Genomic DNA, 25,037 nt, shown 5'->3' on the forward strand with positions numbered 1-25,037 from the left:
CTGTTTGTTTTATCGCATGTTTCCCGAAACCGGTTCGCATTTTCGGGAGACATGCTCTAGCTCTTCACCGACCAGCGTTCGATATCCGTACTCTGCCCGATCAGTGCGAGGCCGTTGGCAATGGAATCGAACTGGTTCGAGCTTGTCACCTCGGCATCGGGAAAGCGGCTTTCAAACACGGTGCGGATAACCGGCACGAAAGACGTGCCGCCAGTGAGGAAAACCCGGTCGATAGACGAGGTTTCCAGCTCCGCTTTTTCGACCGCCTGCTGCACCGAGTTTTCGATCTGGCGCACATCGTCCGCGATCCAGTTTTCGAAATCATTGCGGGTAATGTCGGAACGGATTTCAAAATCATCCGCCTTGAAGTGCAGTTCCGACATGCGCTGCGATGAAAGCCGCACTTTCAGGTCCGATACGGCGCGATAGATCTCGTAGCCGTAATCGTTCTCGATCAGGTTGATGAAATGTTCGAGCGGCTTGGGGTCAACCGCTTGCCGGGCCAGTTCGTCCAGATCGCGAATGGTGGCCGGAGAGTTCATCAGGAACAGCGTGTTCCAGCGCGCAAAATTTGCATAATAATGGTTCGGCACAGTCAGCCTCTTGCCGAAGGACTGATATTCCGTCCCTTTTCCAAGCAGCGGCGACACGGCATTGTCGATAATGCGGTAATCGAACGTGTCGCCGGCAATACCGACACCCGTCTGGCTGAGCGGCGTGAAACTCAGGCCTTGCCTGCCCACGTCGAACCGCACGATGGAAAAGTCGCTGGTGCCGCCACCAAAGTCGGCCACCAGAACGGTGGACGCGGCCGTCAGTTCCTGCGCATAAAAATAAGCGGCGGCGACAGGCTCATAGACATAATGAATGTCGGTGAAGCCGAATGCCCGGAACGCCTTTTCATAGCGCTGCATGGCCAGCGCTTCATCGGGCGAAGCGCCTGCAAAGATCACCGGCCTGCCGATGACCACGCGATTGCCCTTTGGCGGCAGGCGGTCGCCCAGCCGCGCGGCAACCGTTTCGAGGAAAGTGGTCAGAATATCCTCGAACTTGAAGCGCTTGCCGAAAACCGGCGTGTCGGTGAAGGATTTCGATGCCGCGAATGTCTTGAAGGATTGCAGCATGCGCGTGGAGTGCGGCGCGTTGACGAATACGTCCATCGCCCATGGCCCACTTTCGACGGTGCGCTCGCCGGTTTCACGATCCTGCCAGAAGCAGAGAACCGAACGGTAGCCGGTAATATCAACCCCATCCTTCGGCACACTGAGAACCGCCGTCGTGCCATCGGCTGCGGCAACGGAAAGAACCGTGTTGGTCGTGCCAAAATCGATGCCCAATGTCACGCCGTCAAATGGGCTCTGGTCAGCCTTCGTCATCACTGCACCTTTTTTGGAGGAAATCGGGGAGCGGGCGGATTAGCAGCCGTCGCAGCCAAGCTCAACCCGAAAGTGTGGATTTGGCGCAGACTAGAGCATGTCTCCCGAAAGTGGGAACCGGTTTCGGGTCAAAGACATGCGATAAAACAAACAGAGCATTTCCAATGATTCATCAGAAACAGGTAATGCTCTAAAAAAAAGAGGCGGCCTCAATCGAGCAGAAGGCGCTCCTTCCAGAAAATGAAAGCACCCATGTCTTTTCAACTAAATTATGAGATTCCGACGCTGGACTTATTCAGCCAGATTTGATATCATATATAGATAAACATAATATTTTTCATTGGATCATTATACGCGCTATACGCAAACTATTATTATCTGAAGGCCTTCAGGTATTTCATGGTGCTATTCCTGTTTGCATCCGGCATATTGAATATGCTGCCAATCCTTTTTGCAGAACCCGCAACCGCAGCGGAGTCCCACGCCAGCGGCTTTGTGCTGCTTCTATCATGGCTGCCAGCAATTATATGGGTCCCCTACCTTCTCTATTCCGCAAGACCGAAGCGAACCTATGTTTACGATAAGTCTAATAATCCATGGCTATCGAAATGACGGCAAGCCTGACGCGGCTGCAGACGACAACAAAAAGCCCGGATCGCTCCGGGCTTTTTTTTTACTTCTTCTTTTTGGCGCGGCCTGCAAAGGGATTGTCCGAGGTACGCAAGGAAAGCCTGATCGGCACGCCCGGCATGTCGAAGGTTTCGCGCAGGCCGTTGATGAGATAGCGCACATAGGATTGCGGCATCGCATCGGGGCGCGAGCAGGACACGACGAAGCCCGGCGGGCGGGTCTTTACCTGCGTCATATACTTGACCTTGAGGCGGCGGCCCGAAACTGCCGGCGGCGGCTGATGCGCGATGACGCCTGCCAGCCAGCGGTTGAGACGTCCGGTCGAAACACGGCGGTTCCAGATTTCGTGGGTCTTGACGACATTCTCCATGAGCTTGTCGATGCCCTGCCCGCGCTCGCCGGAAATCGGCACAGCACGCAGCCCACGCACCTGCGGCAACAGGCGGGCCGTCTTTTCGTAAAGATCGGCCAGAACCATCTGGCGGTCTTCGATCAGATCCCATTTGTTGAATGCGATGATCGGCGCACGGCCCTCACGGATGATGAGATCGGCGATCTGCAGATCCTGCTTCTCGAACGGGATGGTCGCATCCAGGACGATGATCACCACTTCCGCAAAACGGATCGCGCGCAGGCCGTCGGCGACCGACAGCTTTTCGAGCTTTTCCTGCACGCGCGACTTGCGGCGCAGGCCAGCCGTATCGAACAGCTTGATCTTGCGGTCGCGCCATTCCCAATCGACCGAGATCGAGTCACGCGTGATGCCTGCTTCCGGTCCGGTCAGCAGGCGGTCTTCGCCCAGCATCGTGTTGATGAGCGTGGACTTGCCGGCATTCGGGCGTCCGACGATGGCGATGCGCATCGGCTTGGTCGCATCATAGGCCGGGATTTCTTCTTCATCCGGGTCTTCGATGTCGTCGCCGATCAATTCACCGACAACCTTCGGCGTGAAAACCTCGTCCTCGGCTTCCTCTTCCTTCTCGTCGGCAAAGACGCGCTCTTCGCCCAGAAGCTCGACAATCGCGTCACGCAGGTCGGGCATGCCCTGACCGTGCTCGGCAGAGATCGGGCATGGTTCGCCGAGGCCAAGCTGGAAAGCGTCATACATGCCGGATTGCGCGCCGCGCGCTTCCGCCTTGTTGGCAACCAGCACGACCGGCTTGCCGGAACGGCGAACCACTTCGGCAAAGGTGCTGTCGGTCGGCGTCAGGCCGTTCTTGGCATCAACGACGAAAAGGATGACGTCGGCTTCCTGAATGGCAGCTTCGGTCTGGGCGCGCATCCGCGCTTCCAGGCTGTCATTGGCAGCTTCTTCAAGACCCGCCGTATCGATAACCTGAAACTTCAGATCGTAGAGCTTGGCATCGTGGATGCGCCGGTCGCGCGTGACACCCGGCAGGTCATCGACCAGCGCCAGCTTGCGGCCGACGAGGCGATTGAACAGCGTGGACTTGCCGACATTGGGACGCCCGACGATGGCGACTGTAAAACCCATGGAAGAAGATAACTCCAAAACTTGCGAATTTATGTGCTTTGCGCGTCAGGCACCTTGACGCCTGCGCTACGCATCAGATCGAGCATCGTGTTGGACCGCTGGCGGATGTTGGCCGGGGCCAGACTGTCATTGGCGATCTGCTGGAACAGCTTGACCGCATCGTCGAAACGTTCGGCCTTCCATGCGGCCAGGCCCAGGGCTTCCCGCGCGCTGGAGCGCATCGGATTGCCGTCAGCGGAAAGCGTTTCCACGCGCTTGGCCACATCGTCATAGGAACCGCTGTCGACCAGCAGATAACCGGCGCGCAGGCGCGCGACATCGCGCAGCGGCCCAGGCACGGCATTGTCGGCAGCAACGTCGTCGAAAGCCTTCACGGCACCGGCGGCATCACCCTTGTCGGCGATGACCGATGCGGCGCGAAGACGCGCCAGCACCGGATAGGAGCCGTAGCCGGTCTTTTCCAGATCGGCGAGCGCAGCGAGCGCCTCGTCGTTCTTGCCTTCCGAGGCGAGATCCAGCGCGGCCAGGAACTTGTCGCCGGAAGCGGAAGCCTTGCTGTCGGTCCAGTGCTGATATCCCACCCAGCCAGCCGTCCCCAGAACGATGGCCACGGCGGCGCCGATCACCAGCGGACCGAAATTCCGCCAGACCTGCTTTGCCCGTTCCGAACGGATTTCCTCGTTTACCTCGCGAATGAAACTGTCGTCTGCCATGGACCTGCCACTAAAGCCAAATTGATGTTCGATATTTATGCGTTCTGGCGCTTTTAGTCGGAATTCGCGCCAGATGTAAGACCCGTATGCGAAATAAGCCAACACATGCGTTACAAAGTGCATTCCGGTCCGACAATCGCCTTATTCGAGAACTAGCCACGGAATTTCCGGAACTGTTTCCCCTCCCCCTCTTTTAGTGGTCCATGCGCTTTCTGTCCCCCCGCCCTTTTCTGCTTTCAGCCCTTGCTCTTTCCACCTGCACCGCGCAGGCGGAACCGGTGCCCGCAAAGCCGCAATATGTGCTGATCTCCTTCGACGGGGCCCATGACAATGCGCTGTGGACCCGCTCGCGCGAACTGGCGAAGAAGAACAACGCCCACTTCACCTATTTCCTGTCCTGCGTCTTCCTGATGACCAGACAGGACCGGCGCGACTATCAGCCGCCGCACAAGCGGGCGGGTTCGTCCAATGTCGGCTTTGCGCTCAGCCGCGATGAAGTCGTCGCGCGTCTTGGCAATATCTGGCAGGCGCATCTGGAAGGAAACGAGATTGCCAGCCATGGCTGCGGTCATTTCGACGGCACCGACTGGTCGACCGCCGACTGGGACAAGGAGATCAGGGAATTTCGCCGCATCACCGCCGACGCCTACAGGAATAACGGCATCGACGGCGAGCCGGAAGGCTGGCGCGACCTCGCGCTGAAGGGCATAAACGGCTTCCGCGCGCCCTATCTCGCCGCGTCGAAACCGGTGCAGGACGCGCTGAAGGCAAACGGCTTTCGCTATCAGGCATCGTCCGTCACCCGCGGCCCGGAAGCGCCGATCCTCGCCGGTCAGTTCGCTTCATTCGGATTGCCGCTTGTCCCGGAAGGCTCGTCGCAGCGTCCCATCGTGGCGATGGACTATAATCTCTATGTCCGCCACTCGAAGGGCAAGGAAGCGCCGCAGCAATCGGCAGCTTTCGAGGAGCGGGCCTACAAGGCTTTCCGGGCGGCATTCGACAAGCAATATGCGGGCGAGCGCATTCCGCTTCAGCTCGGCTTTCATTTCGTGCTGATGAATGACGGCGCCTACTGGCGCGCCATGGAACGGCTGGTGGCGGAAGTCTGCACCAGGCCGGATGTCAAATGCACGACCTATGGCGATTATCTGGACAGTCTCGACAGGGAGACGGTCCACGCAGGCCAGAACCGATCCTGACTTCAGGCCGAAGGCACTGTTTCCAGATCTCCGCGATCCGCCGATGGCAACGGCTCGTCATGGATAGTCGCCTCGAAAGCCCTCAGGCGCTTGTAGATCGACAACAGCTCGATGATCGTCGTCCACGACTTGACGAGATACTGGAACGATTCCTGTACCTGCGAAAATACATTGATGATCTGGTTCATCAGGCCAAGCGTCAGCTTTCCAGCCACGATGGACGGTATGAGGATCAGGGTCGCGAAAATATTGTCGGCCTGTAGATAGAAAATGCGGGCCACGTTGAAATATACATAGTGGAAATAGAGCCGGAAATAATTGTGCCGGACGTTGCGGAACAATTCGGCCATTGTGACTGGACCGGCGCGATCGTCATGATCTTCACCATAGACCAGTTCCTTGCGGTAAGCCGCTTCCACGCGCTGGTTGTTGAACTCCAGTCCCGGCAGCTTGATGCCGACCAGCGCCAGCAGACCGGTCCCGAAGGCAGCCCAGAAAACAGCCGCCCATACAAGCGCATGCGGTATTGTGCCGATAATCGGCAACTCGGTGATTTTCTCGGAAAAGCTGAACAGGACCGGCAGAAAGGCGATCAGCGTCAGAATAGCTTTCACCAAATTGACACCGAGCTGTTCGAGCGTCGTTGAAAAGCGCATCGTATCTTCCTGCACACGCTGTGCAGCGCCTTCGATGGAACGCAGTTTCGGCCAGTACATGACATAATAGTCATTCATCGCCGTGCGCCATCGGAAGATATAATGGCTGACGAAGAAGAGGCTCAAAACGCTGACCGTGACGCCAATAAAGGCAATCTTGGCAAAAGTGACCAGCCCCCAGTAGAAATCGGACGCGCTGACGGCGCCCGGTGTTGTCAGCGCCTTCTGTATCATGTCGTAGAACGGCCCATACCAGGCATTGACCGCCACGCTGACCTGCACGCCGAAATAGGTGGTGAACAGGATCAGCGCCGATCCGAGTATCGACCAGCGCTGCCAGGGATGCGGTGAAAACCACGCCCAGAACAGATAGAAGGCGAATGTCATCACCGCGAAATAGATATAGAACCAGAGAAACGGCGCCGACCAGAAGATGCTTGCACCGATAATCGGCGCGGCGTCGGGCGCCAGCGGCGGCAGGCCGAACACTGCGCCCAGCCGTTCACCTCCCTCGTACCAGCCGATTATCGCCAGCAGGCACCAGATTACGACGGACCAGAAGAACAGTTTCGGACGAGGGAAAAACGACACAAACACCGGGTTACATCCAACTCCTGAGGAATTATCCTCATAAGAAGCCGGTCCTTGTGCGTTTACCAGTTAAATTCCTGTAAGGTTTTCAACCCGCTGTCCGGGCGGCGCGTCCTGCCACGATGCCAAGCACCGCGACGACCACCAGCGAGAGCGCTGCGGCCAGACTTGCCGAAGTGAACGAACCGGACCGCTGCGCCATGAAACCTGCCACCAGCGGGCCGACGATCTGGCCGATGCTGAAGCAGACCGTCATCCGCGCCAGAGCGCGTTTCGGTGAAGACGGGGCGAGCGTGCGGGCAATCTGCAATCCAAACGCCGTCAATGCCATGAAGGTCATGCCCAAAAGCGCACCGCCCACCAATGGACCGAGTGGCGGCGCCAGAACCACGCTGGCCGCGACGCCCACCGCCTCAAGGGTGGCCGTCAGGGCAAATGCGTTGAAGAGACCGAACTTACGGGCTGCGGGAGCCCACAGCCAGATGGAGGGCGCTGCCATCAGGCCGGTCACCACCCACACAGCCGCTTCCATCAGCGGACCGCCATCGGTCGCGCGCACGATTGCAATGAGGAATGTGGCCGTGATCACATAACCGAAGCCGAAGATGCCATAGGCCAATGCCAGCGCATTGAAGGCGAGGCTTTTGGGGAGCGGCGGTTCGCGCGTGCCGCTGTTTCCGCCGACCGGACCTTCCCGGACGAAAGCCGCGACCAGAACGGCCATCACAATGGTGAGAACGGCAGCGCCGATCCAGTCGGCCCGCCAGTCGAGCCCGGAAAGGCGGATCAGCGCCACCAGAACGGCAGAAAGCGCAATGCCACTGCCGACGCCGCCGAAATGCAGGGCTCCAAGCCCTGCCCTTTCCGCCGCCGTGACATGACTGAGCACGATTGCCGTGCACAGGATCATCGTCACCGCGCTGATGAAACCGGCCGCAAAGCGGATGATGGAAAACAGCCAGACGCCGTCAAAAAGCGCCATGGCTGCGCAGAGCAAACCGCTGATTATCAGGCCCGCGATCACGCTTGCCCGTTCGATGCCCGCGGACCAGCCATAACCGGCCACGACCGCCCCCAGCAGATAGCCGATATAGTTTGCCGACGCGATGCACCCCGCATCGGCGGCAGTGAAGCCGATATCGGCCATCATCCCCGGCAGGATCGGCGTATAGATGAAACGCCCGATCCCCATGGCGGCAGCCATGGCAAGAAAACCGCCGAAAGCATAGCGAACGGCGGTGCGATGGTGTGAAGATGCGGGCTTGGTCATTTGCAGGGAGGTCTCGGTCATTGGCGGCAAAATAAGCTTCATTCATCCAAGGACAATTGAATTTTTCTGATCGGATCGATCACACGGATTGACACTGAAACCGCTCCCGATCTCCGAAACCCGACGACAGAGTTGGATTTGAACTCTGCCGGAGCAGAACTACAATAGATCTATTGCACTCTCTTGATGGAGGATCAGGATGAACGGGTCGAAATTCTGTCTGTGGGCGACCTTGACGTTCGCCACCGCAGGAGCCGTTCAGGCACAGGAACTGAAGACCATGGATGATGTGGGCAGCGCGCTGAACGCATGCTGGACCGCGCCTACGGGCAGCAAGAATTCGGCCGTGACCCTCAGCTTCAGCTTCAAGCGCAACGGCAGCCTGATGGGGCCGCCCCGCCCCACTGCGATCAACGTTCAGGGGGATGACAAGGCGAAAAAGGCATTCGTGAACGCTGCTATCGACGCGGTTGTAAAATGCACGCCGCTGAAACTTGCGCCCTCGCTGGCAGAGGGTATCGGCGGGAATGTCTTCACCATGCAGTTTCATTCGGCGGATTGATCATACCTCTGATTCAAATAAGGCCTTGCGAATCGCATAAGTGCGTGCTTATGTGACGGCATGAATGAGAACGATATATTCAACGATGTTTTCAGGGCGCTTGCCGATCCGACCCGTCGCATGATCTTCGAGAAGCTGGCATCCGGCAGCATGAATGCCAGCGCGCTGCGGGAAGGGATGGAGATCAGCCAGCCCGCCATGTCGCAGCATCTGGCGGTGTTGCGCGGCGCGGGACTGGTGCGTGAGGAACGTGAGGGGCGCTTCGTCAATTATGAAGTCGATCCGAACGGACTGACCCTCATCGCCAACTGGCTTGCCAAATACCGCGCCTACTGGCCGGAACGTATCGACGCTCTCAAAACCTTGCTGAAGGATATGGACCAATGACCGACCGGCAGGAAGAACACCGCGAAAAAGCGATAGAGCTGGAATATGAGCTGGATGCCGCGCCGCAGAAAGTCTGGCGCGCGATCAGCATTCCGGAATTTCGCGAAAGCTGGCTTCCATCCGAGGCACTGGCCGATCCGGAACCTGCGTCCTGCAAGCCCGGCGAGGAGATCAGCTACCGGATGCGGGAAAGCGAGCCGCCCTTTCTGGAAAGCATGGTGACGTTCCGCATCGTGCCGGGCATTTCCGGCGGCACCTGTCTGCGCGTCATCCAAGAATTGAACGACGCGCGGGTGAAACATGCCGCACCGGTTGCAGCCAACAGCAACCGGATGCCGGTCATGCGCGCCGCCTGAAGCATCCACATCCTGATTTTGGAAGAGAGGAGTTCGCCATGCGCGAAACGATGCAACTCGTCCCTATGGTCGTTGAACAGTCGAGCCGCGGCGAAAGGTCGTTCGATATCTATTCGCGCCTGCTGCGCGAGCGGATCATCTTTCTCAATGGCGAAGTGAACGACACCGTATCCGCGCTGATCTGCGCGCAATTGCTGTTTCTGGAAGCGGAAAATTCCAAGCAGCCAATCAATCTCTATATCAATTCGCCGGGCGGCGTCGTGACCAGCGGCCTCGCGATCTATGACACGATGCGCTATGTCCGCGCGCCGGTGCACACGCTCTGCATGGGGACGGCCCGTTCCATGGGTTCCTTCCTGCTGATGGCGGGGGAGCCCGGCCATCGCGCCGCCCTTCCCAATGCGAACCTGCTTGTTCACCAGCCTTCCGGCGGCTTTCAGGGGCAGGCATCGGACATTTTCATCCATGCCGAGGAAGCCCAGCGGACCAAGCGGCTGATGACGCGTCTTTACGCCGAACATTGCGGCCGCACCTATGAAGAGGTAGAACGCGCGCTTGACCGCGATAATTTCATGACTGCGGAAGCGGGTCTCGAATGGGGATTGATCGACCGCATTCTGGAACGGCGGGAAGTTGCGGCGGCCTGAGAAGCAGGGCCTTCTGTCGCCAGCAGCGTTGTATATGTCCGCCGGGAACAGTATCAACACCGGATGGATAGAAATCACGCAGCAATCCCCGAAGGAGCGGCAAAGGCCCTGATCGTCCTGCAGGAATGCCTGGGCTCATCCTTGCAGGCCGTATATCTGCATGGCTCCGCCGTGAATGGAGGCCTTCGCCCCAACAGCGACGTTGACCTGCTGGCGGTCTGCGACCGGAATCCGGCACCTGAAACCAGTGCGCTTCTCGTTGATCGGCTCATGCAGATATCGGGCCGGCACCCGGTCGTCCCGGGAATGCCCCGATGCCTGGAGGTGATGCTCTTTCTGCGGCAGGACCTCGCCGCTTCTCGCTATCCTGCGCGGTGCGCCTTCATCTATGGAGAATGGCTGCGTGACGAATTCGAGGCCGGGATCGTGCCGCAGGCCCATAACGACCCCGAATATACACTGGTGCTCGCGCAAGCCGGCCAAGAAGCAATAAGCCTCGTCGGCCCCACGCGTGAGCATCTTCTGCCATCCGTGCCGCATGGAGATGTGCGGCAGGCGATTGCCGATGCCCTGCCTGCCCTCATCGGCAACCTTGCAGGCGACGAGCGCAATGTCCTGCTGACGCTGGCGCGGATGTGGTACACGCTCGAAACCGGAACCTTCGTGCCGAAGGACGCCGCCGCCGAATGGGCGCTGCCCCTTGTTTCCCCCGAAACCGCAGCAGCCCTTGCGCTCGCGCAGGCGGCCTATCGGGGCGCGGCTGTTGACGACTGGCAAAGCCATCCCCTGCTCGCAGGGCAGGCGGCTGAGGAACTGGCACATCAGGTGCGGCTGCTTTTCTGAAAATCTTCAGGCCGCGGCTTCATCCTTTTGCCGCTGCGCAGGCACCGGAACGCTGTCGGGAATATCCGAATGCAGGAAGTGCAGAAGCGTGTCCTGAACCGACGACAGCCGGTGCGCGCAATCGCGCCAGCCGAACGGAATATCCTTCGGCATGGACGGAATCCGGCGCGGCTCCTGCCCTTCCTCCAACTCGCAATTGGCAATGACTACCTGCAAGGCTTCCATCAGCCATGGCGGCGGCGGCGCCTCCTTCTTGCGCAGCGCATTGCCCAGCGCTTCACCGAACAGCAGCGCCGATGCGTAAAGTCGGATGCCGCGCCGATCATAACGGCCCGCCATTTCCGTGACCTCGCGCGCCACCAGCCGCCCGCGCAGCGACCAGCGCGCATTGCTGCGGGCCAGTGCGATGCCATCGCCCAATGCGATCACCGCCCGGTGGGCCGAGGTAAACTGGTTGATCGCACTTTGCGCCCGCACCGGGTCCTGCTTTTCCAGCGCCACGGCCGATTGTTTCAGGCCCTTTGCCAGCCGGTCGAGCAGGCCCCGAGCAGCCTTGTCGATCAGAAGCAACGGGCTCGGTGTCATCAAAATCTGGCTGAACAGCAAGCCCACGCCCGCCCCGACCAGAACATCGACCAGCCGCGTCACGCCCGCGACCTGCGGCCCCATGGCGAGAACCAGAATCGCCGAAACGCCCGACTGAATGGCGATTGCAGGCGCCATGCCGAAAGAGGTTGCCAGCACCATGGCAACGAAAGTCACGATGCTGGTGTGGAAGACCGGAACAGTTTCGGGCAAAAGCAGCGAAAGCTCCCCGACCAGCACGCCTGTCGTGACGCCGACGACCACGCCGATCGCCTGCTTGCCGTGGTTGGGCAGGTTCGGCGCCAGACAGATCACCGCCGTCACCATGGCGAAAACGGGTTTCGGCTGGTCCAGAAGCAGCTGGCAGATCAGCCATGCGACGCCGCCTGCAAAGGAAGCGATCAGGGAATCGCGCCAGCTCGCAGACCATTGCTGAACGATCTTCTTGGCGCGCTGCCGCATCGATTTCTCCATCTGCTTACCGGCAGCTATCTATGGCAGCATTTTCCCGCCTCAAGGCTTGAAGAAGTTTTCGTACTGGTCCGGCTTGAAACCGACCGTCAGCTCTCCATCCCTGTCGAGAACCGGGCGCTTGACCATGGAAGGCTGCGCCAGCATCAGTGCCCGCGCCCTGCCCGCGTCAACGTTCTGGCGTTCTTCCTCCGGCAGTTTGCGAAACGTCGTTCCGGCGCGGTTGAGCAGCTGCTCCCACGGAACGCTTTTCAGAAAGCGGTCGAGCGTTTCGCCGTCCAGCCCTTCCTTCTTGTAATCGTGGAACGCAAAGTCGATGCCATGGTCTTCAAGCCAGGTGCGCGCCTTCTTCATGGTGTCGCAGTTCTTGATACCGTAGATGGTCACGCTCATATCCGACTCCTTTGATCGCTCAGAGCGTGGTGTTTTCAAGTTGAACCATTATCCCGCTCCAAACTTTTTGTTTGAGCATGTTTTTATCCGAAAACCGTTTCCCACTTTTCGGAATCATGCTCCAGCCGCGATCAAAGGCGATCGAAACGCCGGTTTCAACCTCTATCTGGAATCGTGAAAGATTATGCCCAGCGTATGCCGCTTGCCGGAACGGATGCGGCTGACGCCATGCCGCATCTTGACGCGATAATCGCCGCGCGTCCCCTGCATCGGACGGTCATTGACCGCGAAGACCACGCCGTCGCCCTGCCGGAGCGGAACGACCTCGGCCCGGCTCTGCATGCGCGGGCGCTGTTCGGTCAGGACGAATTCACCGCCCGTAAAATCCTTCTCCGGCTCGGACAGCAAAATCGCCACCTGCAACGGAAAGGCGATATCGCCGTAAATATCCTGATGCAGGCAATTATAGTCGCCCTCGACATATTGCAGGATGAGCGGTGTGGGACGCGTCTGCCCTGCCGCGTGGCACCGCTCCAGGAAGGCATCATGGGTGGGCGGAAACCGGACATCCGATCCCAGTCTTTCGCTCCACCGATTGGCGATGGGAGCCAACTGAAAATAGAGCTTCTGGCGCAGATTCCAAATTAAGGCAGGAATGGGATTTGCGTAATATTTGTATTCTCCGCGCCCAAAACCGTGTTTTCGCATCGAAATCACCGTTCGAAATGCGGCCAAGGTGTGATAACCTGCGGCAATCTCGTGGCAATCCTGTGGCGAAATTATGTTTTCGAGAATTGTGGCACCGAACTGGTCGAGTTCGGCGCCGATTTTTTGCCAGTCATAGGCGGGAATATTCTGGCCCTGCATGGGTTCATTTTTATTCATGCCTGGCCCTCCCGCTTCAGGAGATCGCGCTTGCGCTCGACACCCCAGCGATAGCCGGAAAGGCCGCCATCGTTGCGCACCACGCGGTGGCACGGAACCGCGACCGCGATCTTGTTCGCCGCGCAGGCCTGCGCCACCGCACGCACCGATTTCGGTGCGCCGATGCGCTCGGCAATTTCTGTATAACTTACTGTTTTACCGACCGGAATTTCTCGCAAAGCCTGCCAGACGCGTTGCTGGAACGCGGTTCCCTGCAGATCAAGCGGCAGGTCGAGCCCGATGCGCGGCGCTTCGACGAAACCGACCACCTCGGCGACCATATCCTCGAAATCGCGGTCCGCACCGATGAGATTGGCCTGCGGAAAACGCTTTTCCAGGTCACGGATCAGTTCTTCCGGGTCGTCACCCATCAAAATGGCGCAGACGCCCTTGTCGCTCGCCGCCACCAGCACCGCGCCCAGCGTCGACTGGCCGATGGCAAAACGGATATCCGCATTCTTGCCGCCCTGCTTGTAAGCCTTTGGAGTCATTCCCAAAATCCCATCCGAAGCCTCATAGAAGCGGCTGCTGGAATTGTAACCGGCATCATAGATGGCGTCGGTTACGCGGATTTCCGGCGCATCGAGCGCCGCCCGCATCTTCCTCGCGCGATGCGCATCCGCATAGGCTTTCGGGGTCAGTCCCGTGAACTCCTTGAATATGCGATGGAAATGGGCCGGGCTTGCCTTTACCGAAGCCGCTATTTCTTCAAGGGATGGCACTTCTTCCGCCGTTTCGATGAAACGGCAGGCAGAGGCCACCATCTCGGCATAGCGGGTGCTGTTCTGCGTCGCCAGCGTTTCGGACAGATGCGGCTTGCAGCGCATGCATGGCCGGAACCCGGCGCGTTCGGCATCCTCGCAACCGTCGAAGAACTGCACGTTCTCGCGCTTTCCGCGCCGCGACGGGCAGGACGGGCGGCAATAGACGCCGGTGGTGCGCACAGCATAGACAAATGCCCCGTCCGACGCCTTGTCGCGGTCGAGCACCTTCTGCCAGCGGCTTTCATCGGGGTCGTGGGTCTTCATGGTCATAAGGTTCATGTCCGTATTCCTTCAATATGAGCATGAAGGAAGGCTAATGCCACCGCGTCGAAGCTACACTCCGCTGCTTGCTTTCAAATTCGAAACGGCGCCGTTGCACAGTCTGTTCACAAATAAGGAACATGCAAGCTTCCAGCTTTTATACCATGATATGAAAGGTAAACAGGGAGAAGACCATGACGACAATCGGCTTCATCATCGATGGCAAGGAAACACCATCCGCTTCCGGCAAGACATTCGACCGCAAGGACCCCGTCACCGGAAAGGTCGCCACTACAGCGCCTGCGGCCAGCCTTGCCGATGTCGACGCGGTTGCGAAATCTGCCGCGAAAGCCTTTGAAAGCTGGTCGGAAACCGGGCCGGGCGAGCGTCGTGCACTGCTGAACAAGGCGGCTGACCTGATGGAAAGCCGCGCCGATGAATTCATCCGCCTCATGTTGGAAGAAACCGGCGCAACCGCGCCTTGGTCGGGCTTCAACGTCCATCTCGGCGCCGGTGTGCTGCGCGAAGCGGCAGCGCTCACCACGCAGATCACCGGCGAGATCATCCCTTCGGACAAGCCCGGCATCGTTTCCATGGCAGTGCGCCAGCCGGTTGGCGTGGTGCTTGGCATGGCGCCATGGAATGCGCCGGTCATTCTGGGCGTGCGCGCCGTTGCAGCCGCCCTCGCCTGCGGCAACACGGTTATCCTGCGGTCGTCCGAATCCTGCCCCGGCGTTCATCACCTGATCGTCAAGACACTCAACGATGCTGGCTTCCCCGCCGGTGTGGTCAATGTGATTTCCAATGCCCCTGAGGACGCGCCGGAAATTGTGGCGGCCCTTGTTGCTCATCCGTCCATCCGCCGCATCAACTTCACCGGCTCCACCCATGTCGGCAAGATCATCGCCAAACAGGCCGCGGAGCATCTGAAGCCCGTGCTGCTGGAACTGGGGGGCAAGGCGCCCTTCATCGTGCTGGAGGATGCCGATCTCGATCAGGCGGTCGATGCGGCAGCTTTTGGCGCTTTCATGAATCAGGGACAGATCTGCATGTCCACGGAACGCTTTATCGTGCATGAGAAGGTGGCGGATGTCTTTGCGGAAAAACTTGCCGCCAAGGCAAGATCACTACCCGCTGGCGATCCGCGCGGCAATGTCGTGCTCGGTTCGCTGGTCGATCTCAAATCCGCCGAGCGCATGGATGCGCTCATCCAGGATGCCGTGTCGAAAGGCGGCAAGGTTCTGGCGGGCGGCAAGCGTGAAGGCTCCATCGTTGAGGCGACGGTCATCGATCACGTGACGTCCGACATGAACATTTACACGCAGGAATCCTTCGGGCCGGTGAAACCTATCATCCGCGTCAGGGATGCCGAAGAGGCGATCCGCGTGGCCAACGACACCGAATATGGCCTTTCATCCGCGATCTTCAGCCAGGATGTGAAAAGGGCGCTGGCGCTTTCAAAAAAGCTTGCGACCGGCATCTGCCACATCAATGGCCCGACGGTCGCAGACGAAGCGCAGATGCCCTTCGGCGGCGTGAAATCTTCCGGCTATGGCCGTTTCGGCGGAAAGGCCGTCATCAACGAATTTACCGACCTGCGCTGGATCACCATCGAGGGCCCGCAGCATTATCCGTTTTGAATCAGAAAGGGCGGAGCTTTCAACTCCGCCCTTTCATCATCGGTGTCCGTTCAAGACTTTCGCGCTTCCTTGATCGCCTCGATCAGCTCCGGCTCCTTCATCACTCCGCCATAGAGCTTGGTGCCGATGACGAAGGAAGGCGTGCCACCGAAATTGAAGGCTTCGCCCTGATCCATATTGCGCTCAAGAATGGCATTGATGCGCTTGGAATCAGCCTTATAGGCCGCATTGAGCTTCGCCGGATCGAGTCCGCCCTTTTTCAGCGCCGCATCCACCTGTTCCGGCGTAAGGCGACCGGGCGTCGCCATCAACGCTTCCATCGCCTTTACATAGTTGCCGGATTTTTCCGCCGCCAGAACGAGGCGCGCGGCATAGGCGGACGTGTCGCCGAAGATGATCCAGTCCTTCATGACAAGGCGCACATTGCCGTCATTCCTGACCACGCGCATCAGTTCGGCATGCCCCTTCTTGCAGTAAGGGCACTGGTAATCGAAATATTCGACAATGGTGACATTGCCGTTAGGATTGCCCAGAACCGGGATTTCCTTGTCGTAGAGTACTTCCGCAACCGTCGGAACACGCTGGGCGAGGCTCTCGCCGCCCGAAATCGCTATCGTTGCGGCGCCCGCCGCCGTTGCGGCCAGTATCTGACGACGATTCATCATGAGCTTGCTCCTTTGCCCGACTTTGCTTCAGACTGGGATTTATCCAACACCACGACACGCGCACCGGCGCTGGCGCGCTTGTAGAGATCGAGTATGTCCTGATTGTAGAGGCGGATGCAGCCGGACGACGCAGCCTTGCCGACGGACCATGGCTCGTTGGTGCCGTGAATGCGGTAAAGCGTGTCCTTGCCATCGCGATAGAGATAGAGCGCACGGGCACCGAGCGGGTTGCGGATGCCACCTTCGAGGCCATTGGCGTATTTTGCGTAATGCTCCGGATTGCGTTTGATCATGTTGGCTGTCGGCGTCCAGCGCGGCCATTGCGACTTGTAGGCAACCTTGGCATCGCCTGAGAAGGTCAGTCCGGCGCGACCGACCCCCACCGAATAACGGATTGCCTTGCCGCCCGGCTGCACGAGATAGAGATAGCGCGCATAGGGATCAACCACGATCGTGCCCACCGGCTCGTTCGTGGCATAGTCAACTTCCCGACGCAGATTGCGATCCGCGATCTTACTGACATCAAGTGCGGGAATGAGATTGCCGCGGTCGTTCACCGCGCCATACATGGTCTCATATTCACTCTTCGCCGTCTGCATTTCCGGCGCAGGCTGGCTCACGGGTTCGGCTGCAACAGGCTCGGGCCTGAAGGCCACCGGCTGCGGCATGGTGACGGCGATGGGCCGCTCCGCAGATGCGGTCGTGCATGCCGCGGCAACAAAAGGCAGACAGGCCACCACGGCCATCCGCAGCAGTGATTTCCGCGCGTTCTGTTTGTGAATCGATACAGTCAATTCTCTTGCCCCCGGGCCATCTTGAAATCCTTACATCCTTTGTCGCCGGAGCATTCTCCAGAACTATTGGAAATGCTCTATCTCTTTGTCTTTACGCATTATCCAACGCAAAACCGCTTCGCACTTTTGCTGGAAATGCTCTAGTCAGCGCTCACAAGACCGACCGAACGTTCGATGGAAGCGGTCGTGATATCGCCCACCAGTCTGGTTCCCTCCGGTTCCTTGCTGATGCGATTGAAGAAGATCATCGTCGGCGGCCCGGCCACGCCGAGCTTTGCCATCAGGTCGGCATTGCCCGCTGTGAGCTCGGAAATATCCGCCTTGACAAGCTGGTAACCTTCCAGCGCCTTCTTCACGCCAGCGTCGGGCAAAACCCGGCGCTCCACGGTGGAACAGCTTACGCACCAGTCCGCCGTGAAATAGACAAGCGTCGGCTTGTCGCCGCGCGCCTCGCCAAGTTTCTCCTGAAGGGAAGAAACAGTCTCGACCGGCGCAAATTGCAGCGCGGCCAGATTCTGGTTGCCGCCACGGTTACCGAATGCGGCCAGCGGTTGCAACGGGTCTTTTCCGCCCGAAGCCACGCCGAGCATCAAAATGACGCCGTAGACGAATGCCGCCGTGCCGATGGTGCGGGCGACAACGCTGCGTCCCGGAATTTTGAGGAATGCGAAACTTGCGGTCCCGAAAAGCAGGAGCGCCCACAGCACCATATCGACACCCGGCGGCAGAAGGGGAGCCGCCATGAAGATCGCGGTCGCGAGAAAACCGAAGCCGAAGATCTGCTTTACCGTTTCCATCCATGCGCCTGCGCGCGGAAGCGTGCCAGCGCCAAGCGTGGCGAAGGCAATGAGCGGCAATCCCTTGCCGATGCCGAGCGCAAAGAGCGCGGAAGCGCCAAGCGCGACATTGGCAGTCTGCGCGATATAGATAAGCGCGCCTGCAAGTGGCGCCGTAACGCAAGGGCCGACGATCAGCACGGACGAAAAGCCGAGAATGGCAGCCGACCGCTTCGAGCCTGTCCGCTGCTGGCCATGGGGACCAGTCCGCGACGAAATCGCGCTGACCCATGAATTGGGAAGCTGTATCTGGAAGAGGCCGAACATGGAGAGCGCGAGCAGCACGAATAATCCTGCCAGCACGAGTGCCGTCCATTTCGATTGCAGCACCATCTGCAGGTTCTGTCCCGACCAGCCTGCGATTGCGCCGACCACGGCAAAACCCAGCGCCAGGCTGACGACATAGGTGGCGGAAAGCACGAAGCCGCGTTTTGCGGTCAGCTTCTCCCCTTCACGCGCCAGCGTTCCGGCAAGGATGGGGTAGATGGGAAAGACGCAAGGGGTGAAAGCAAGCAGCACGCCGAAAGCCAGAAATGCCGCGATCACCAGCCCGGTGCCGCCACGATCCACCAGCCCCTCGACCATGCCCTTTTCGGGTGCAAGGGCAAATGCCGCCTTTGGTGGAGCGGCTGGCACCGCAGCCGGTGTGAAGGTCGGTGTGAAGGTCGGCGTCTGCGCCAGCAGCTTGGCCTTTTGGCCCTTCTCGCTCGAAACTGCGAGCGTGACCGGATCGACCGTCCTGGTTTCCGGGCGGTAGCAGATGCCGTCTTCCTGACAGCCCTGATAGGTGAGTTCCAGCGGCTCTGTATCCGCCTTCACGCTTGCCGTGGCGTGGGTGTAATAGACTTCAAGCCGCCCGAAATTCGGGTCGTCCTTGGGCTGTCCGGGCTGCGTGTCGACGGCAAGCGGATTTCCCTGCCCGTCCTTCGCCGCTATATGGTCGCGATAAAGATAATAACCGTCCGCGATCCGCCAGTTGAGTACCAGCCGGCCATCCGTGTCCTTCAATACGCTCAGGCGGAATGCCTGATCGACCGGCAGCGGGTTTGCCGCCGAGGCCGGGGCGAGTGCGAGGAACAAACCGATGAACAAGCTGGCGAGGCCCGCAAGGAGACGCATTACGATTTTCCGCATAATTCGATTCGGACAAATTGATCATGTTGCAAATGGCGAATGTCCCCGCCACCTTAAGGCAGCCTTAAGCTGGCGCAGGGAAAAGCCCGTGCGGGGTTAAACACCAATAAAGGCAGAAACAGGAACTCATGCGCATACTCGTGGTGGAAGACGACACGATCCTTCTCGACGGACTGACTGTAGGGCTTGGGCTTGCTGGCTTCACCGTAGATGCCGTGTCGAACTGCTGCGACGCGGAAGCAGCGCTTGCCGCGCAGAACTATAACGCGGTGGTGCTCGACCTGATGCTGCCCGATGGCTCGGGCCTCGATATTCTGAAATCCATGCGGCGCGGACGCGACGAGACGCCGGTTCTGCTGCTGACCGCGCGCGATCAGGTGCCCGAGCGCATTGCGGGGCTCGATGCCGGTGCGGACGATTATGTCGGCAAACCCTTCGACCTGCATGAGCTTGCGGCCCGCGTGCGCGCCGTCGCCCGGCGCGGCGCAGGACGCGCCAATGCCCTGCTTGAATGGCGCGGCGTGGAACTGGACCCGGCGGAGATGTCGGTGCGCTTCCACGGCGAACCCGTGCGGCTGACCCGGCGCGAATTCTCGATCCTGCGCACCTTGATGGAGCGGCCCGCCGCCACCTTCTCCAAATCCTCGCTGGAGGAAGCGCTTTACGGCTGGCAGGAGGAAGTGGAGAGCAACGCGGTGGAAGTGCATATCCACCACCTGCGCTCCAAGCTTGGCTCCGATTATATCGAAACCGTGCGCGGGGTCGGTTACCGGCTGGCGGGAGCAAGGACATGAATTCCATTCGCAGCCGTCTCACCGGCATCCTGATCGGCGTCACCTGCGTCGTCTGGCTTTTCGCGGTCGTGTGGATCCATATCAGCACCCAGTCACAGCTTGAAAAAGTGCTCGATGCGCGCCTGATGGAAGCCGCGCGGATGGTCAACTCGCTTCTGACAGACCATCGGGTCGCGGTTGGCCCGGATGGAGATGGCGGGCAATTGTCGTTGAAGCCGATGCCCGATTTTCCGCTCTATGACCGGCAGCTTTTCTGCCAGATATGGGCTCTCGACGGCAAGCTTGTGGGACGTTCCGAAAGCGCGCCCGGCGTGCGGCTCACTAATATCGCGAACGGCTTTTCGGATACGGAAGTTGCGGGCGACCGCTGGCGCGTGTTCGCGGTGGAAAATACCCAGCTCGGCCTGCGCGTCATGGTCGGCGACAGCCTGAGCGTTCGCGAAAGGCTGGTGCAGAATGTCGTGACCGGGCTTGTGCTGCCCGCGCTGTTGATGCTGCCCGTTCTGGCGCTCATGATCTGGCTGTGCGTACGGCGCGGTCTCAATCCGCTGAGCCGTCTTGCATCCGTGCTTTCAAAGCGCCAGGCGCAGGATTTGCGGCCACTGCCCGAACACAACCTGCCCAAGGAGATTGCGCCTGCCGTCACCGCGCTGAACGGGCTTTTCCAACGCGTCGAGGAGGCGCGCGAGCGTGAGCGCAATTTCGCGATCTTTGCCGCGCATGAACTGAAGACGCCGCTCGCCGGATTGAAGACGCAGGCGCAGATTGCCGAAAGCGCAAAGGACGAAACAATGCGCGTCAATGCGGTGCGCCAGATCGCGGCGGGGGTCGACCGCACCACCCGTCTCACCAATCAGCTTCTGGACCTCGCCGCACTCGAAACCGGAGACGACATTGAAGCACCGGCATGCGAACCGGCGTGCCAGCTTCTCGTTGCGGTGTCCACCGACATGCGGATGCTTGCGGCGCAGCGCGGCGTTTCCATCGAGCTGCCGGGCAACATGCCGCTGGTACAGATGCCCTTCCCGCACCTCTTCACGCTTGCCGCGCGCAACCTGATCGAAAACGCCGTCAACCACTCGCCGGGCAACGGCACCGTGCGCTGCCGCCTTGAAGCCTCAGCCGACAAGCTCAAGCTGGTCGTCGAGGATGACGGGCCCGGCATTCCCGAAAGCGAAATGCCGCACGTGACCGAGCGCTTCTTCCGCGGCGCTAATCGCAATGAAACCGGCAGCGGCCTTGGGCTTCCCATCGTGAAAATGGCGGTGGAGCGTATGGGCGGGGAATTGCAGCTGCAAAACCGCCCGCAAGGGGGCTTAAGCGCGTCGATCATCGTGCCGGGCACCATCGTCGGATGACGGCCATCTGAAACGGAACCACGGCGCGCATCGAACAAGGCTCATTCCCCTGCTTTCAGGCGTTTGAGCCCGTGTCTTTGATTTAGATCAATGACACCTGCTCCCCGAGCGCAGATAGCGAACCTATCGCTATTGCTGCCTCATCCGAGGCGGCTCTTGTCATGCGCTGCGAGGGGATTTCATGAACTACGCCGCTGGAACAGTCCTTTCCGGTCTGGGGGCACTTTTTGCTGTGCTTCTGGCCGGATTTTCCCATGATGAGCTGTTCAGAACCCATATGTGGATTCTGTTCGCTACACTGGCCATCTTCACCATTCTTCTGATGCGGAATGCCAATTACGGCCTGACGCCCAAAAAGGTCGACCAGTCCGCCTATATGGACGGCCCAATCCGCTACGGCGTCATCGCAACGGTTTTCTGGGGCGTGACCGGTTTTCTGGTCGGCGTCGTCATCGCCGCGCAGCTCGCCTTTCCCGATCTCAATCTGGAACCCTATCTGAACTTCGGCCGCCTGCGCCCGCTGCACACATCTGCGGTGATTTTCGCGTTCGGCGGCAATGCGCTGATTGCATCGTCCTTCTATGTCGTGCAGCGTACCTGTCGCGCCCGCCTCATCGGCGGCGATCTGGCATGGTTCGTGTTCTGGGGCTACCAGCTTTTCATCGTGATGGCCGCGACCGGCTATCTGCTCGGCATCACGCAGAGCCGTGAATATGCGGAACCGGAATGGTATGTCGACATCTGGCTCACCATCGTCTGGGTCGCCTATCTGGTCGTCTTCCTCGGCACGATCCTGAAGCGCAAGGAGCCGCATATCTATGTGGCGAACTGGTTCTACCTGTCCTTCATCATCACCATCGCCATGCTGCATATCGTCAACAATCTGGCGATCCCTGTCTCGTTCCTCGGCGTGAAGAGCTATTCCGCCTTCGCGGGCGTGCAGGATGCGGTGACGCAGTGGTGGTATGGGCACAACGCCGTCGCCTTCTTCCTCACCGTGCCGTTCCTGGCAATGATGTATTATTTCGTGCCGAAGCAGGCAGAGCGTCCGATCTATTCCTACCGCCTGTCGATCGTGCACTTCTGGTCGATCATCTTCCTCTATATCTGGGCCGGGCCGCACCATCTGCACTACACCGCCGTTCCCGACTGGGCGCAGACGCTCGGCATGGTCTTCTCCATCATGCTGTGGATGCCGTCCTGGGGTGGCATGATCAACGGCCTGATGACGCTTTCGGGCGCATGGGACAAGGTCCGCACCGATCCGATCATCCGCCTGATGGTTGCCGCCATCGCCTTCTACGGCATGGCGACCTTTGAAGGCCCGATGCTGTCGATCAAGGCCGTCAACTCGCTGTCGCACTATACGGACTGGACCATCGGTCACGTTCATGCGGGCGCGCTTGGCTGGAACGGCATGATCTCGTTCGCCGCCGTCTATTATCTCGCACCGAAGCTGTGGAACCGCCAGCGGCTCTATTCGATCCGCATGGTCAACTGGCACTTCTGGCTGGCGACGCTCGGCATCGTTCTCTACGCGGCTGCCATGTGGGTTGCCGGTATCCAGCAGGGCCTGATGTGGCGCGAATACGACGATCAGGGCTTCCTCGTCTATTCCTTCGCGGAAACCGTGCTCGCCATGTTCCCCTACTATGTCATCCGTACGCTTGGCGGCGTGCTCTACCTCGCCGGTGGCTTCGTGATGGCCTGGAACGTCTATCAGACCATTCGCGGCAATCTGCGCAACGAAGCCCCGATGGGCGGCACCCGGACTGTAGCCGGTGCGACCATGCAGCCTGCCGAATAAGGAGCGTGTGATTTATGTCGATACTAAAGAACCACTCCAAGCTGGAGAAAAACGCAACGCTGCTGCTGATCGCATCGCTCGCCGTGGTCACGGTCGGCGGCATCGTTGAAATCGCACCGCTCTTCTATCTCGAGAACACCATCGAGAAGGTGGAGGGCATGCGCCCCTACTCGCCGCTGGAACTCGCGGGCCGCGACGTCTATGTGCGTGAGGGCTGCTATCTCTGCCACAGCCAGATGATCCGCCCGTTCCGCGATGAAGTGGAACGTTACGGCCATTACAGCCTGGCTGCGGAATCCATGTACGACCATTCGTTCCAGTGGGGCTCCAAGCGCACGGGGCCTGACCTCGCCCGCGTCGGCGGCCGCTATTCGAACGAGTGGCACGTGCAGCACCTTGTCCGTCCGCGCGACGTGGTGCCGGAATCGGTCATGCCAAGCTATGCGTTCCTGAAGGACCGTCCGCTGGAGGCTTCCAACATTGCGGCCAATCTGAAAGCCAATGCGGCGGTCGGCGTACCCTACAGCCAGGAAATGATCGACAACGCGCTTGACGATCTGAAGGCACAGGCCACGCCGGATGCCGACACGACCGGCGTCGAGGCACGCTATCCCAAGGCCAAGGTCGGCGATTTCGACGGCAACCCGCAGATGATCTCGGAGATGGACGCGCTCATCGCCTATCTCCAGATGCTCGGAACGCTCGTCGATTTCTCGACCTACGACCAGTCCCCCAAAGCGAGATAAAGCGGAGATTTAGCGATGGATTACAACACCATGCGCACTTTCGCCGATAGCTGGGGTCTGCTCGGCATGGCGCTCTTTTTTCTCTTCGTCGTTCTCTACGCCTTCCGGCCAGGCAGCAAGCAGATAGCCGACCACGCGAAGGACATTCCTTTCAAGGATGACGCAAATGACTGACAAGCAAATCGACGAAGTAACCGGCGTAGCGACCACCGGCCACGAATGGGACGGCATCAAGGAACTCGACAATCCTATGCCCCGCTGGTGGCTGTGGACATTCTACGCGACGATCTTCTGGGCGCTTGCCTATGTGATCGCCTATCCGGCCTGGCCGCTGATCTCAAGTTCCACCGGCGGCATGCTCGGCTGGTCGAGCCGCGGCGCTTTCTGGGAAGAAACCGCACGCATCGACAGCGAGCGGCAGGGCATCATCGACCAGATCAAGGCCAAGGACGTCCACGAAATTCTGGCGGATGAAAACCTGCGCCAATATGCGATTGCCGGTGGCGCTGCCGCCTTCCGCGTCAATTGCGTGCAGTGCCACGGCTCTGGCGCGCAAGGTGCGCCCGGCTATCCCAACCTCAATGATGACGACTGGCTGTGGGGCGGTTCGATCGACGACATCCTGACGACCATCCGTCATGGCGTGCGCTCCAAGGACGATGCCGACACCCGGATTTCCGAAATGCCCGCCTTTGTCGACGTTCTGGAACCGCAGCAGATCCGCGATGTCGCCGCCTATGTGGTGAGCCTCTCCGGCACGCCGCACAACCCCGCCATGGTGCCGGAAGGCAAGAAGGTTTTCGCAGAGAACTGCGCCGTCTGCCATGGCGCGGATGCCAAGGGTCTGCGCGAGTTCGGTGCACCGGACCTGACGGACGCCATCTGGTTCTACGGCTCCGGCGAGGACGCCATCGTGCGTCAGGTCTCACATCCCAAGCACGGCGTCATGCCCGCATGGGAAACACGCCTCGGAGACGCAACCGTCAAGCAGCTTGCCATCTTCGTCCATTCCTTGGGCGGCGGCGAATGAAGAGACGGGAGTAAGGCAGTAGGGGAATAGGGGAGTATGTTTTGGTTTTGAACGTCCGAAACGACACTCCCTCTTCTCATGCTCCCTTACTCCCCTATTCCCCTACTCCC

Annotated in this window: 26 protein-coding genes; 14 read left to right on the forward strand and 12 right to left on the reverse strand. The window is 59.6% G+C overall.

What is annotated here, in order from left to right; translation table 11 throughout:
* Window positions 1-56: 56 nt before the first annotated feature.
* Window positions 57-1,376, reverse strand: coding sequence for an Hsp70 family protein (locus ACS5UA_RS03950; protein WP_063881929.1), 1,320 nt, complete (start codon window positions 1,374-1,376; stop codon window positions 57-59).
* Window positions 1,377-1,706: 330 nt separating this feature from the next.
* On the opposite strand from ACS5UA_RS03950, the gene ACS5UA_RS03955 reads away from it, so the two are divergent.
* The gene (locus ACS5UA_RS03955; RefSeq protein WP_443101221.1) at window positions 1,707-1,988 is read left to right on the forward strand and encodes a DUF2569 family protein; all 282 of its coding nucleotides are present in this window, start codon (window positions 1,707-1,709) and stop codon (window positions 1,986-1,988) included.
* Between the two features lie 61 nt (window positions 1,989-2,049).
* On the opposite strand, the gene der is transcribed toward ACS5UA_RS03955, so the two are convergent.
* Entirely contained in the window at window positions 2,050-3,501 is a 1,452-nt protein-coding gene (der, locus tag ACS5UA_RS03960; protein ID WP_006472920.1) for a ribosome biogenesis GTPase Der, read from the reverse strand.
* 29 nt (window positions 3,502-3,530) lie between these two features.
* Window positions 3,531-4,214: a tetratricopeptide repeat protein gene (locus ACS5UA_RS03965; protein ID WP_128006042.1), complete on the reverse strand. Its 684-nt coding sequence runs from the start codon at window positions 4,212-4,214 to the stop codon at window positions 3,531-3,533.
* Window positions 4,215-4,417: 203 nt separating this feature from the next.
* Between ACS5UA_RS03965 and ACS5UA_RS03970 the strand changes: the two genes are divergently transcribed.
* Window positions 4,418-5,413, forward strand: coding sequence for a polysaccharide deacetylase family protein (locus ACS5UA_RS03970; protein ID WP_443101191.1), 996 nt, complete (start codon window positions 4,418-4,420; stop codon window positions 5,411-5,413).
* Window positions 5,414-5,415: 2 nt separating this feature from the next.
* On the opposite strand, the gene sbmA is transcribed toward ACS5UA_RS03970, so the two are convergent.
* Together sbmA and ACS5UA_RS03980 are read right to left on the reverse strand one after the other, a co-directional pair.
* Window positions 5,416-6,666: a peptide antibiotic transporter SbmA gene (gene sbmA / locus ACS5UA_RS03975; protein ID WP_443101192.1), complete on the reverse strand. Its 1,251-nt coding sequence runs from the start codon at window positions 6,664-6,666 to the stop codon at window positions 5,416-5,418.
* Between the two features lie 82 nt (window positions 6,667-6,748).
* Complete coding sequence (locus ACS5UA_RS03980; protein ID WP_443101193.1) at window positions 6,749-7,930, reverse strand: YbfB/YjiJ family MFS transporter; 1,182 nt, start codon at window positions 7,928-7,930, stop codon at window positions 6,749-6,751.
* A gap of 199 nt (window positions 7,931-8,129) precedes the next feature.
* On the opposite strand from ACS5UA_RS03980, the gene ACS5UA_RS03985 reads away from it, so the two are divergent.
* The 5 genes from ACS5UA_RS03985 to ant(9)-Ic all read left to right on the forward strand — a co-directional run bounded on the left by ACS5UA_RS03985 (window position 8,130) and on the right by ant(9)-Ic (window position 10,725).
* Window positions 8,130-8,492, forward strand: a complete 363-nt coding sequence (locus tag ACS5UA_RS03985) for a hypothetical protein (RefSeq protein ID WP_443101194.1) — start codon at window positions 8,130-8,132, stop codon at window positions 8,490-8,492.
* A gap of 60 nt (window positions 8,493-8,552) precedes the next feature.
* Window positions 8,553-8,879, forward strand: coding sequence for an ArsR/SmtB family transcription factor (locus ACS5UA_RS03990; protein WP_021586180.1), 327 nt, complete (start codon window positions 8,553-8,555; stop codon window positions 8,877-8,879).
* On the forward strand, window positions 8,876-9,235 hold the full coding sequence (locus ACS5UA_RS03995) for an SRPBCC family protein (protein WP_443101195.1): 360 nt from the start codon (window positions 8,876-8,878) through the stop codon (window positions 9,233-9,235). The genes ACS5UA_RS03990 and ACS5UA_RS03995 overlap by 4 nt, the downstream gene beginning before the upstream one ends.
* Before the next feature lie 38 nt (window positions 9,236-9,273).
* Window positions 9,274-9,882: an ATP-dependent Clp protease proteolytic subunit gene (locus ACS5UA_RS04000; RefSeq protein ID WP_006472915.1), complete on the forward strand. Its 609-nt coding sequence runs from the start codon at window positions 9,274-9,276 to the stop codon at window positions 9,880-9,882.
* A 63-nt stretch (window positions 9,883-9,945) separates the two neighbouring features.
* Window positions 9,946-10,725 carry an aminoglycoside nucleotidyltransferase ANT(9)-Ic gene (gene ant(9)-Ic, locus ACS5UA_RS04005; protein ID WP_443101196.1) on the forward strand — a complete coding sequence of 260 codons (780 nt, stop codon included), beginning with the start codon at window positions 9,946-9,948 and terminating at the stop codon, window positions 10,723-10,725.
* Window positions 10,726-10,731: 6 nt separating this feature from the next.
* Here the strand turns inward: ant(9)-Ic and ACS5UA_RS04010 are convergent, their stop codons facing one another.
* From ACS5UA_RS04010 to ada, 4 genes are all read right to left on the reverse strand, one after another.
* A complete protein-coding gene (locus ACS5UA_RS04010) occupies window positions 10,732-11,772 on the reverse strand; it encodes an FUSC family protein (RefSeq protein ID WP_025089698.1) in 1,041 nt (346 codons plus the stop codon).
* Between the two features lie 51 nt (window positions 11,773-11,823).
* Window positions 11,824-12,174, reverse strand: coding sequence for an ArsC family reductase (locus ACS5UA_RS04015; protein WP_021586185.1), 351 nt, complete (start codon window positions 12,172-12,174; stop codon window positions 11,824-11,826).
* Window positions 12,175-12,336: 162 nt separating this feature from the next.
* Window positions 12,337-13,059 carry a 2OG-Fe(II) oxygenase gene (locus ACS5UA_RS04020; RefSeq protein ID WP_021586186.1) on the reverse strand — a complete coding sequence of 241 codons (723 nt, stop codon included), beginning with the start codon at window positions 13,057-13,059 and terminating at the stop codon, window positions 12,337-12,339.
* Entirely contained in the window at window positions 13,056-14,141 is a 1,086-nt protein-coding gene (gene ada / locus ACS5UA_RS04025) for a bifunctional DNA-binding transcriptional regulator/O6-methylguanine-DNA methyltransferase Ada (RefSeq protein ID WP_021586187.1), read from the reverse strand. Before ada ends, ACS5UA_RS04020 begins: the two co-directional genes overlap by 4 nt.
* A 176-nt stretch (window positions 14,142-14,317) precedes the next feature.
* On the opposite strand from ada, the gene ACS5UA_RS04030 reads away from it, so the two are divergent.
* A complete protein-coding gene (locus ACS5UA_RS04030; RefSeq protein ID WP_021586188.1) occupies window positions 14,318-15,763 on the forward strand; it encodes an aldehyde dehydrogenase in 1,446 nt (481 codons plus the stop codon).
* Window positions 15,764-15,813: 50 nt separating this feature from the next.
* Here ACS5UA_RS04030 and ACS5UA_RS04035 read toward each other — a convergent pair whose 3' ends face one another.
* The 3 genes from ACS5UA_RS04035 to dsbD all read right to left on the reverse strand — a co-directional run bounded on the left by ACS5UA_RS04035 (window position 15,814) and on the right by dsbD (window position 19,177).
* Window positions 15,814-16,428 (reverse strand): DsbA family protein, encoded by a 615-nt coding sequence (locus ACS5UA_RS04035; RefSeq protein WP_021586189.1) that lies wholly within the window; start codon window positions 16,426-16,428, stop codon window positions 15,814-15,816.
* Window positions 16,425-17,174, reverse strand: coding sequence for a L,D-transpeptidase (locus ACS5UA_RS04040; RefSeq protein WP_021586190.1), 750 nt, complete (start codon window positions 17,172-17,174; stop codon window positions 16,425-16,427). The genes ACS5UA_RS04035 and ACS5UA_RS04040 overlap by 4 nt, the downstream gene beginning before the upstream one ends.
* Before the next feature lie 188 nt (window positions 17,175-17,362).
* A complete protein-coding gene (gene dsbD / locus ACS5UA_RS04045) occupies window positions 17,363-19,177 on the reverse strand; it encodes a protein-disulfide reductase DsbD (RefSeq protein ID WP_021586192.1) in 1,815 nt (604 codons plus the stop codon).
* 143 nt (window positions 19,178-19,320) lie between these two features.
* Between dsbD and ACS5UA_RS04050 the strand changes: the two genes are divergently transcribed.
* The 6 genes from ACS5UA_RS04050 (at window position 19,321) to ccoP (ending at window position 24,927) form a co-directional block, all read left to right on the forward strand.
* Entirely contained in the window at window positions 19,321-19,986 is a 666-nt protein-coding gene (locus ACS5UA_RS04050; protein ID WP_021586193.1) for a response regulator, read from the forward strand.
* Window positions 19,983-21,344 carry an ATP-binding protein gene (locus ACS5UA_RS04055; RefSeq protein WP_021586194.1) on the forward strand — a complete coding sequence of 454 codons (1,362 nt, stop codon included), beginning with the start codon at window positions 19,983-19,985 and terminating at the stop codon, window positions 21,342-21,344. The genes ACS5UA_RS04050 and ACS5UA_RS04055 overlap by 4 nt, the downstream gene beginning before the upstream one ends.
* 181 nt (window positions 21,345-21,525) lie before the next feature.
* Window positions 21,526-23,151, forward strand: coding sequence for a cytochrome-c oxidase, cbb3-type subunit I (ccoN, locus tag ACS5UA_RS04060; protein ID WP_006466124.1), 1,626 nt, complete (start codon window positions 21,526-21,528; stop codon window positions 23,149-23,151).
* 14 nt (window positions 23,152-23,165) lie between these two features.
* Complete coding sequence (gene ccoO / locus ACS5UA_RS04065; protein ID WP_006466123.1) at window positions 23,166-23,897, forward strand: cytochrome-c oxidase, cbb3-type subunit II; 732 nt, start codon at window positions 23,166-23,168, stop codon at window positions 23,895-23,897.
* 15 nt (window positions 23,898-23,912) lie between these two features.
* Window positions 23,913-24,071, forward strand: a complete 159-nt coding sequence (locus ACS5UA_RS04070; protein WP_006466122.1) for a CcoQ/FixQ family Cbb3-type cytochrome c oxidase assembly chaperone — start codon at window positions 23,913-23,915, stop codon at window positions 24,069-24,071.
* Window positions 24,064-24,927, forward strand: a complete 864-nt coding sequence (gene ccoP / locus ACS5UA_RS04075) for a cytochrome-c oxidase, cbb3-type subunit III (RefSeq protein ID WP_021586195.1) — start codon at window positions 24,064-24,066, stop codon at window positions 24,925-24,927. The genes ACS5UA_RS04070 and ccoP overlap by 8 nt, the downstream gene beginning before the upstream one ends.
* The last annotated feature ends 110 nt before the right edge of the window (window positions 24,928-25,037 follow it).

The sequence above is a fragment of the Brucella sp. RRSP16 genome, from assembly GCF_052246815.1.
In the GTDB taxonomy this organism is placed as follows: Bacteria; Pseudomonadota; Alphaproteobacteria; order Rhizobiales; family Rhizobiaceae; genus Brucella; species Brucella intermedia.

What these genes read in the sequence shown, in the direction of transcription:
- ACS5UA_RS03950 (WP_063881929.1), bottom strand. Translation starts at nt 1,376, where the DNA reads ATGACGAAGGCTGACCAGAGCCCATTTGACGGCGTGACATTGGGCATC.
- der (WP_006472920.1), bottom strand. Translation starts at nt 3,501, where the DNA reads ATGGGTTTTACAGTCGCCATCGTCGGGCGTCCCAATGTCGGCAAGTCC.
- ACS5UA_RS03965 (WP_128006042.1), bottom strand. Translation starts at nt 4,214, where the DNA reads ATGGCAGACGACAGTTTCATTCGCGAGGTAAACGAGGAAATCCGTTCG.
- ACS5UA_RS03970 (WP_443101191.1), top strand. Translation starts at nt 4,418, where the DNA reads ATGCGCTTTCTGTCCCCCCGCCCTTTTCTGCTTTCAGCCCTTGCTCTT.
- ACS5UA_RS03980 (WP_443101193.1), bottom strand. Translation starts at nt 7,930, where the DNA reads ATGACCAAGCCCGCATCTTCACACCATCGCACCGCCGTTCGCTATGCT.
- ACS5UA_RS03985 (WP_443101194.1), top strand. Translation starts at nt 8,130, where the DNA reads ATGAACGGGTCGAAATTCTGTCTGTGGGCGACCTTGACGTTCGCCACC.
- ACS5UA_RS03990 (WP_021586180.1), top strand. Translation starts at nt 8,553, where the DNA reads ATGAATGAGAACGATATATTCAACGATGTTTTCAGGGCGCTTGCCGAT.
- ACS5UA_RS03995 (WP_443101195.1), top strand. Translation starts at nt 8,876, where the DNA reads ATGACCGACCGGCAGGAAGAACACCGCGAAAAAGCGATAGAGCTGGAA.
- ACS5UA_RS04000 (WP_006472915.1), top strand. Translation starts at nt 9,274, where the DNA reads ATGCGCGAAACGATGCAACTCGTCCCTATGGTCGTTGAACAGTCGAGC.
- ACS5UA_RS04010 (WP_025089698.1), bottom strand. Translation starts at nt 11,772, where the DNA reads ATGCGGCAGCGCGCCAAGAAGATCGTTCAGCAATGGTCTGCGAGCTGG.
- ACS5UA_RS04015 (WP_021586185.1), bottom strand. Translation starts at nt 12,174, where the DNA reads ATGAGCGTGACCATCTACGGTATCAAGAACTGCGACACCATGAAGAAG.
- ACS5UA_RS04020 (WP_021586186.1), bottom strand. Translation starts at nt 13,059, where the DNA reads ATGAATAAAAATGAACCCATGCAGGGCCAGAATATTCCCGCCTATGAC.
- ada (WP_021586187.1), bottom strand. Translation starts at nt 14,141, where the DNA reads ATGAACCTTATGACCATGAAGACCCACGACCCCGATGAAAGCCGCTGG.
- ACS5UA_RS04030 (WP_021586188.1), top strand. Translation starts at nt 14,318, where the DNA reads ATGACGACAATCGGCTTCATCATCGATGGCAAGGAAACACCATCCGCT.
- ACS5UA_RS04035 (WP_021586189.1), bottom strand. Translation starts at nt 16,428, where the DNA reads ATGATGAATCGTCGTCAGATACTGGCCGCAACGGCGGCGGGCGCCGCA.
- ACS5UA_RS04040 (WP_021586190.1), bottom strand. Translation starts at nt 17,174, where the DNA reads ATGGCCGTGGTGGCCTGTCTGCCTTTTGTTGCCGCGGCATGCACGACC.
- dsbD (WP_021586192.1), bottom strand. Translation starts at nt 19,177, where the DNA reads ATGCGTCTCCTTGCGGGCCTCGCCAGCTTGTTCATCGGTTTGTTCCTC.
- ACS5UA_RS04050 (WP_021586193.1), top strand. Translation starts at nt 19,321, where the DNA reads ATGCGCATACTCGTGGTGGAAGACGACACGATCCTTCTCGACGGACTG.
- ACS5UA_RS04055 (WP_021586194.1), top strand. Translation starts at nt 19,983, where the DNA reads ATGAATTCCATTCGCAGCCGTCTCACCGGCATCCTGATCGGCGTCACC.
- ccoN (WP_006466124.1), top strand. Translation starts at nt 21,526, where the DNA reads ATGAACTACGCCGCTGGAACAGTCCTTTCCGGTCTGGGGGCACTTTTT.
- ccoO (WP_006466123.1), top strand. Translation starts at nt 23,166, where the DNA reads ATGTCGATACTAAAGAACCACTCCAAGCTGGAGAAAAACGCAACGCTG.
- ACS5UA_RS04070 (WP_006466122.1), top strand. Translation starts at nt 23,913, where the DNA reads ATGGATTACAACACCATGCGCACTTTCGCCGATAGCTGGGGTCTGCTC.
- ccoP (WP_021586195.1), top strand. Translation starts at nt 24,064, where the DNA reads ATGACTGACAAGCAAATCGACGAAGTAACCGGCGTAGCGACCACCGGC.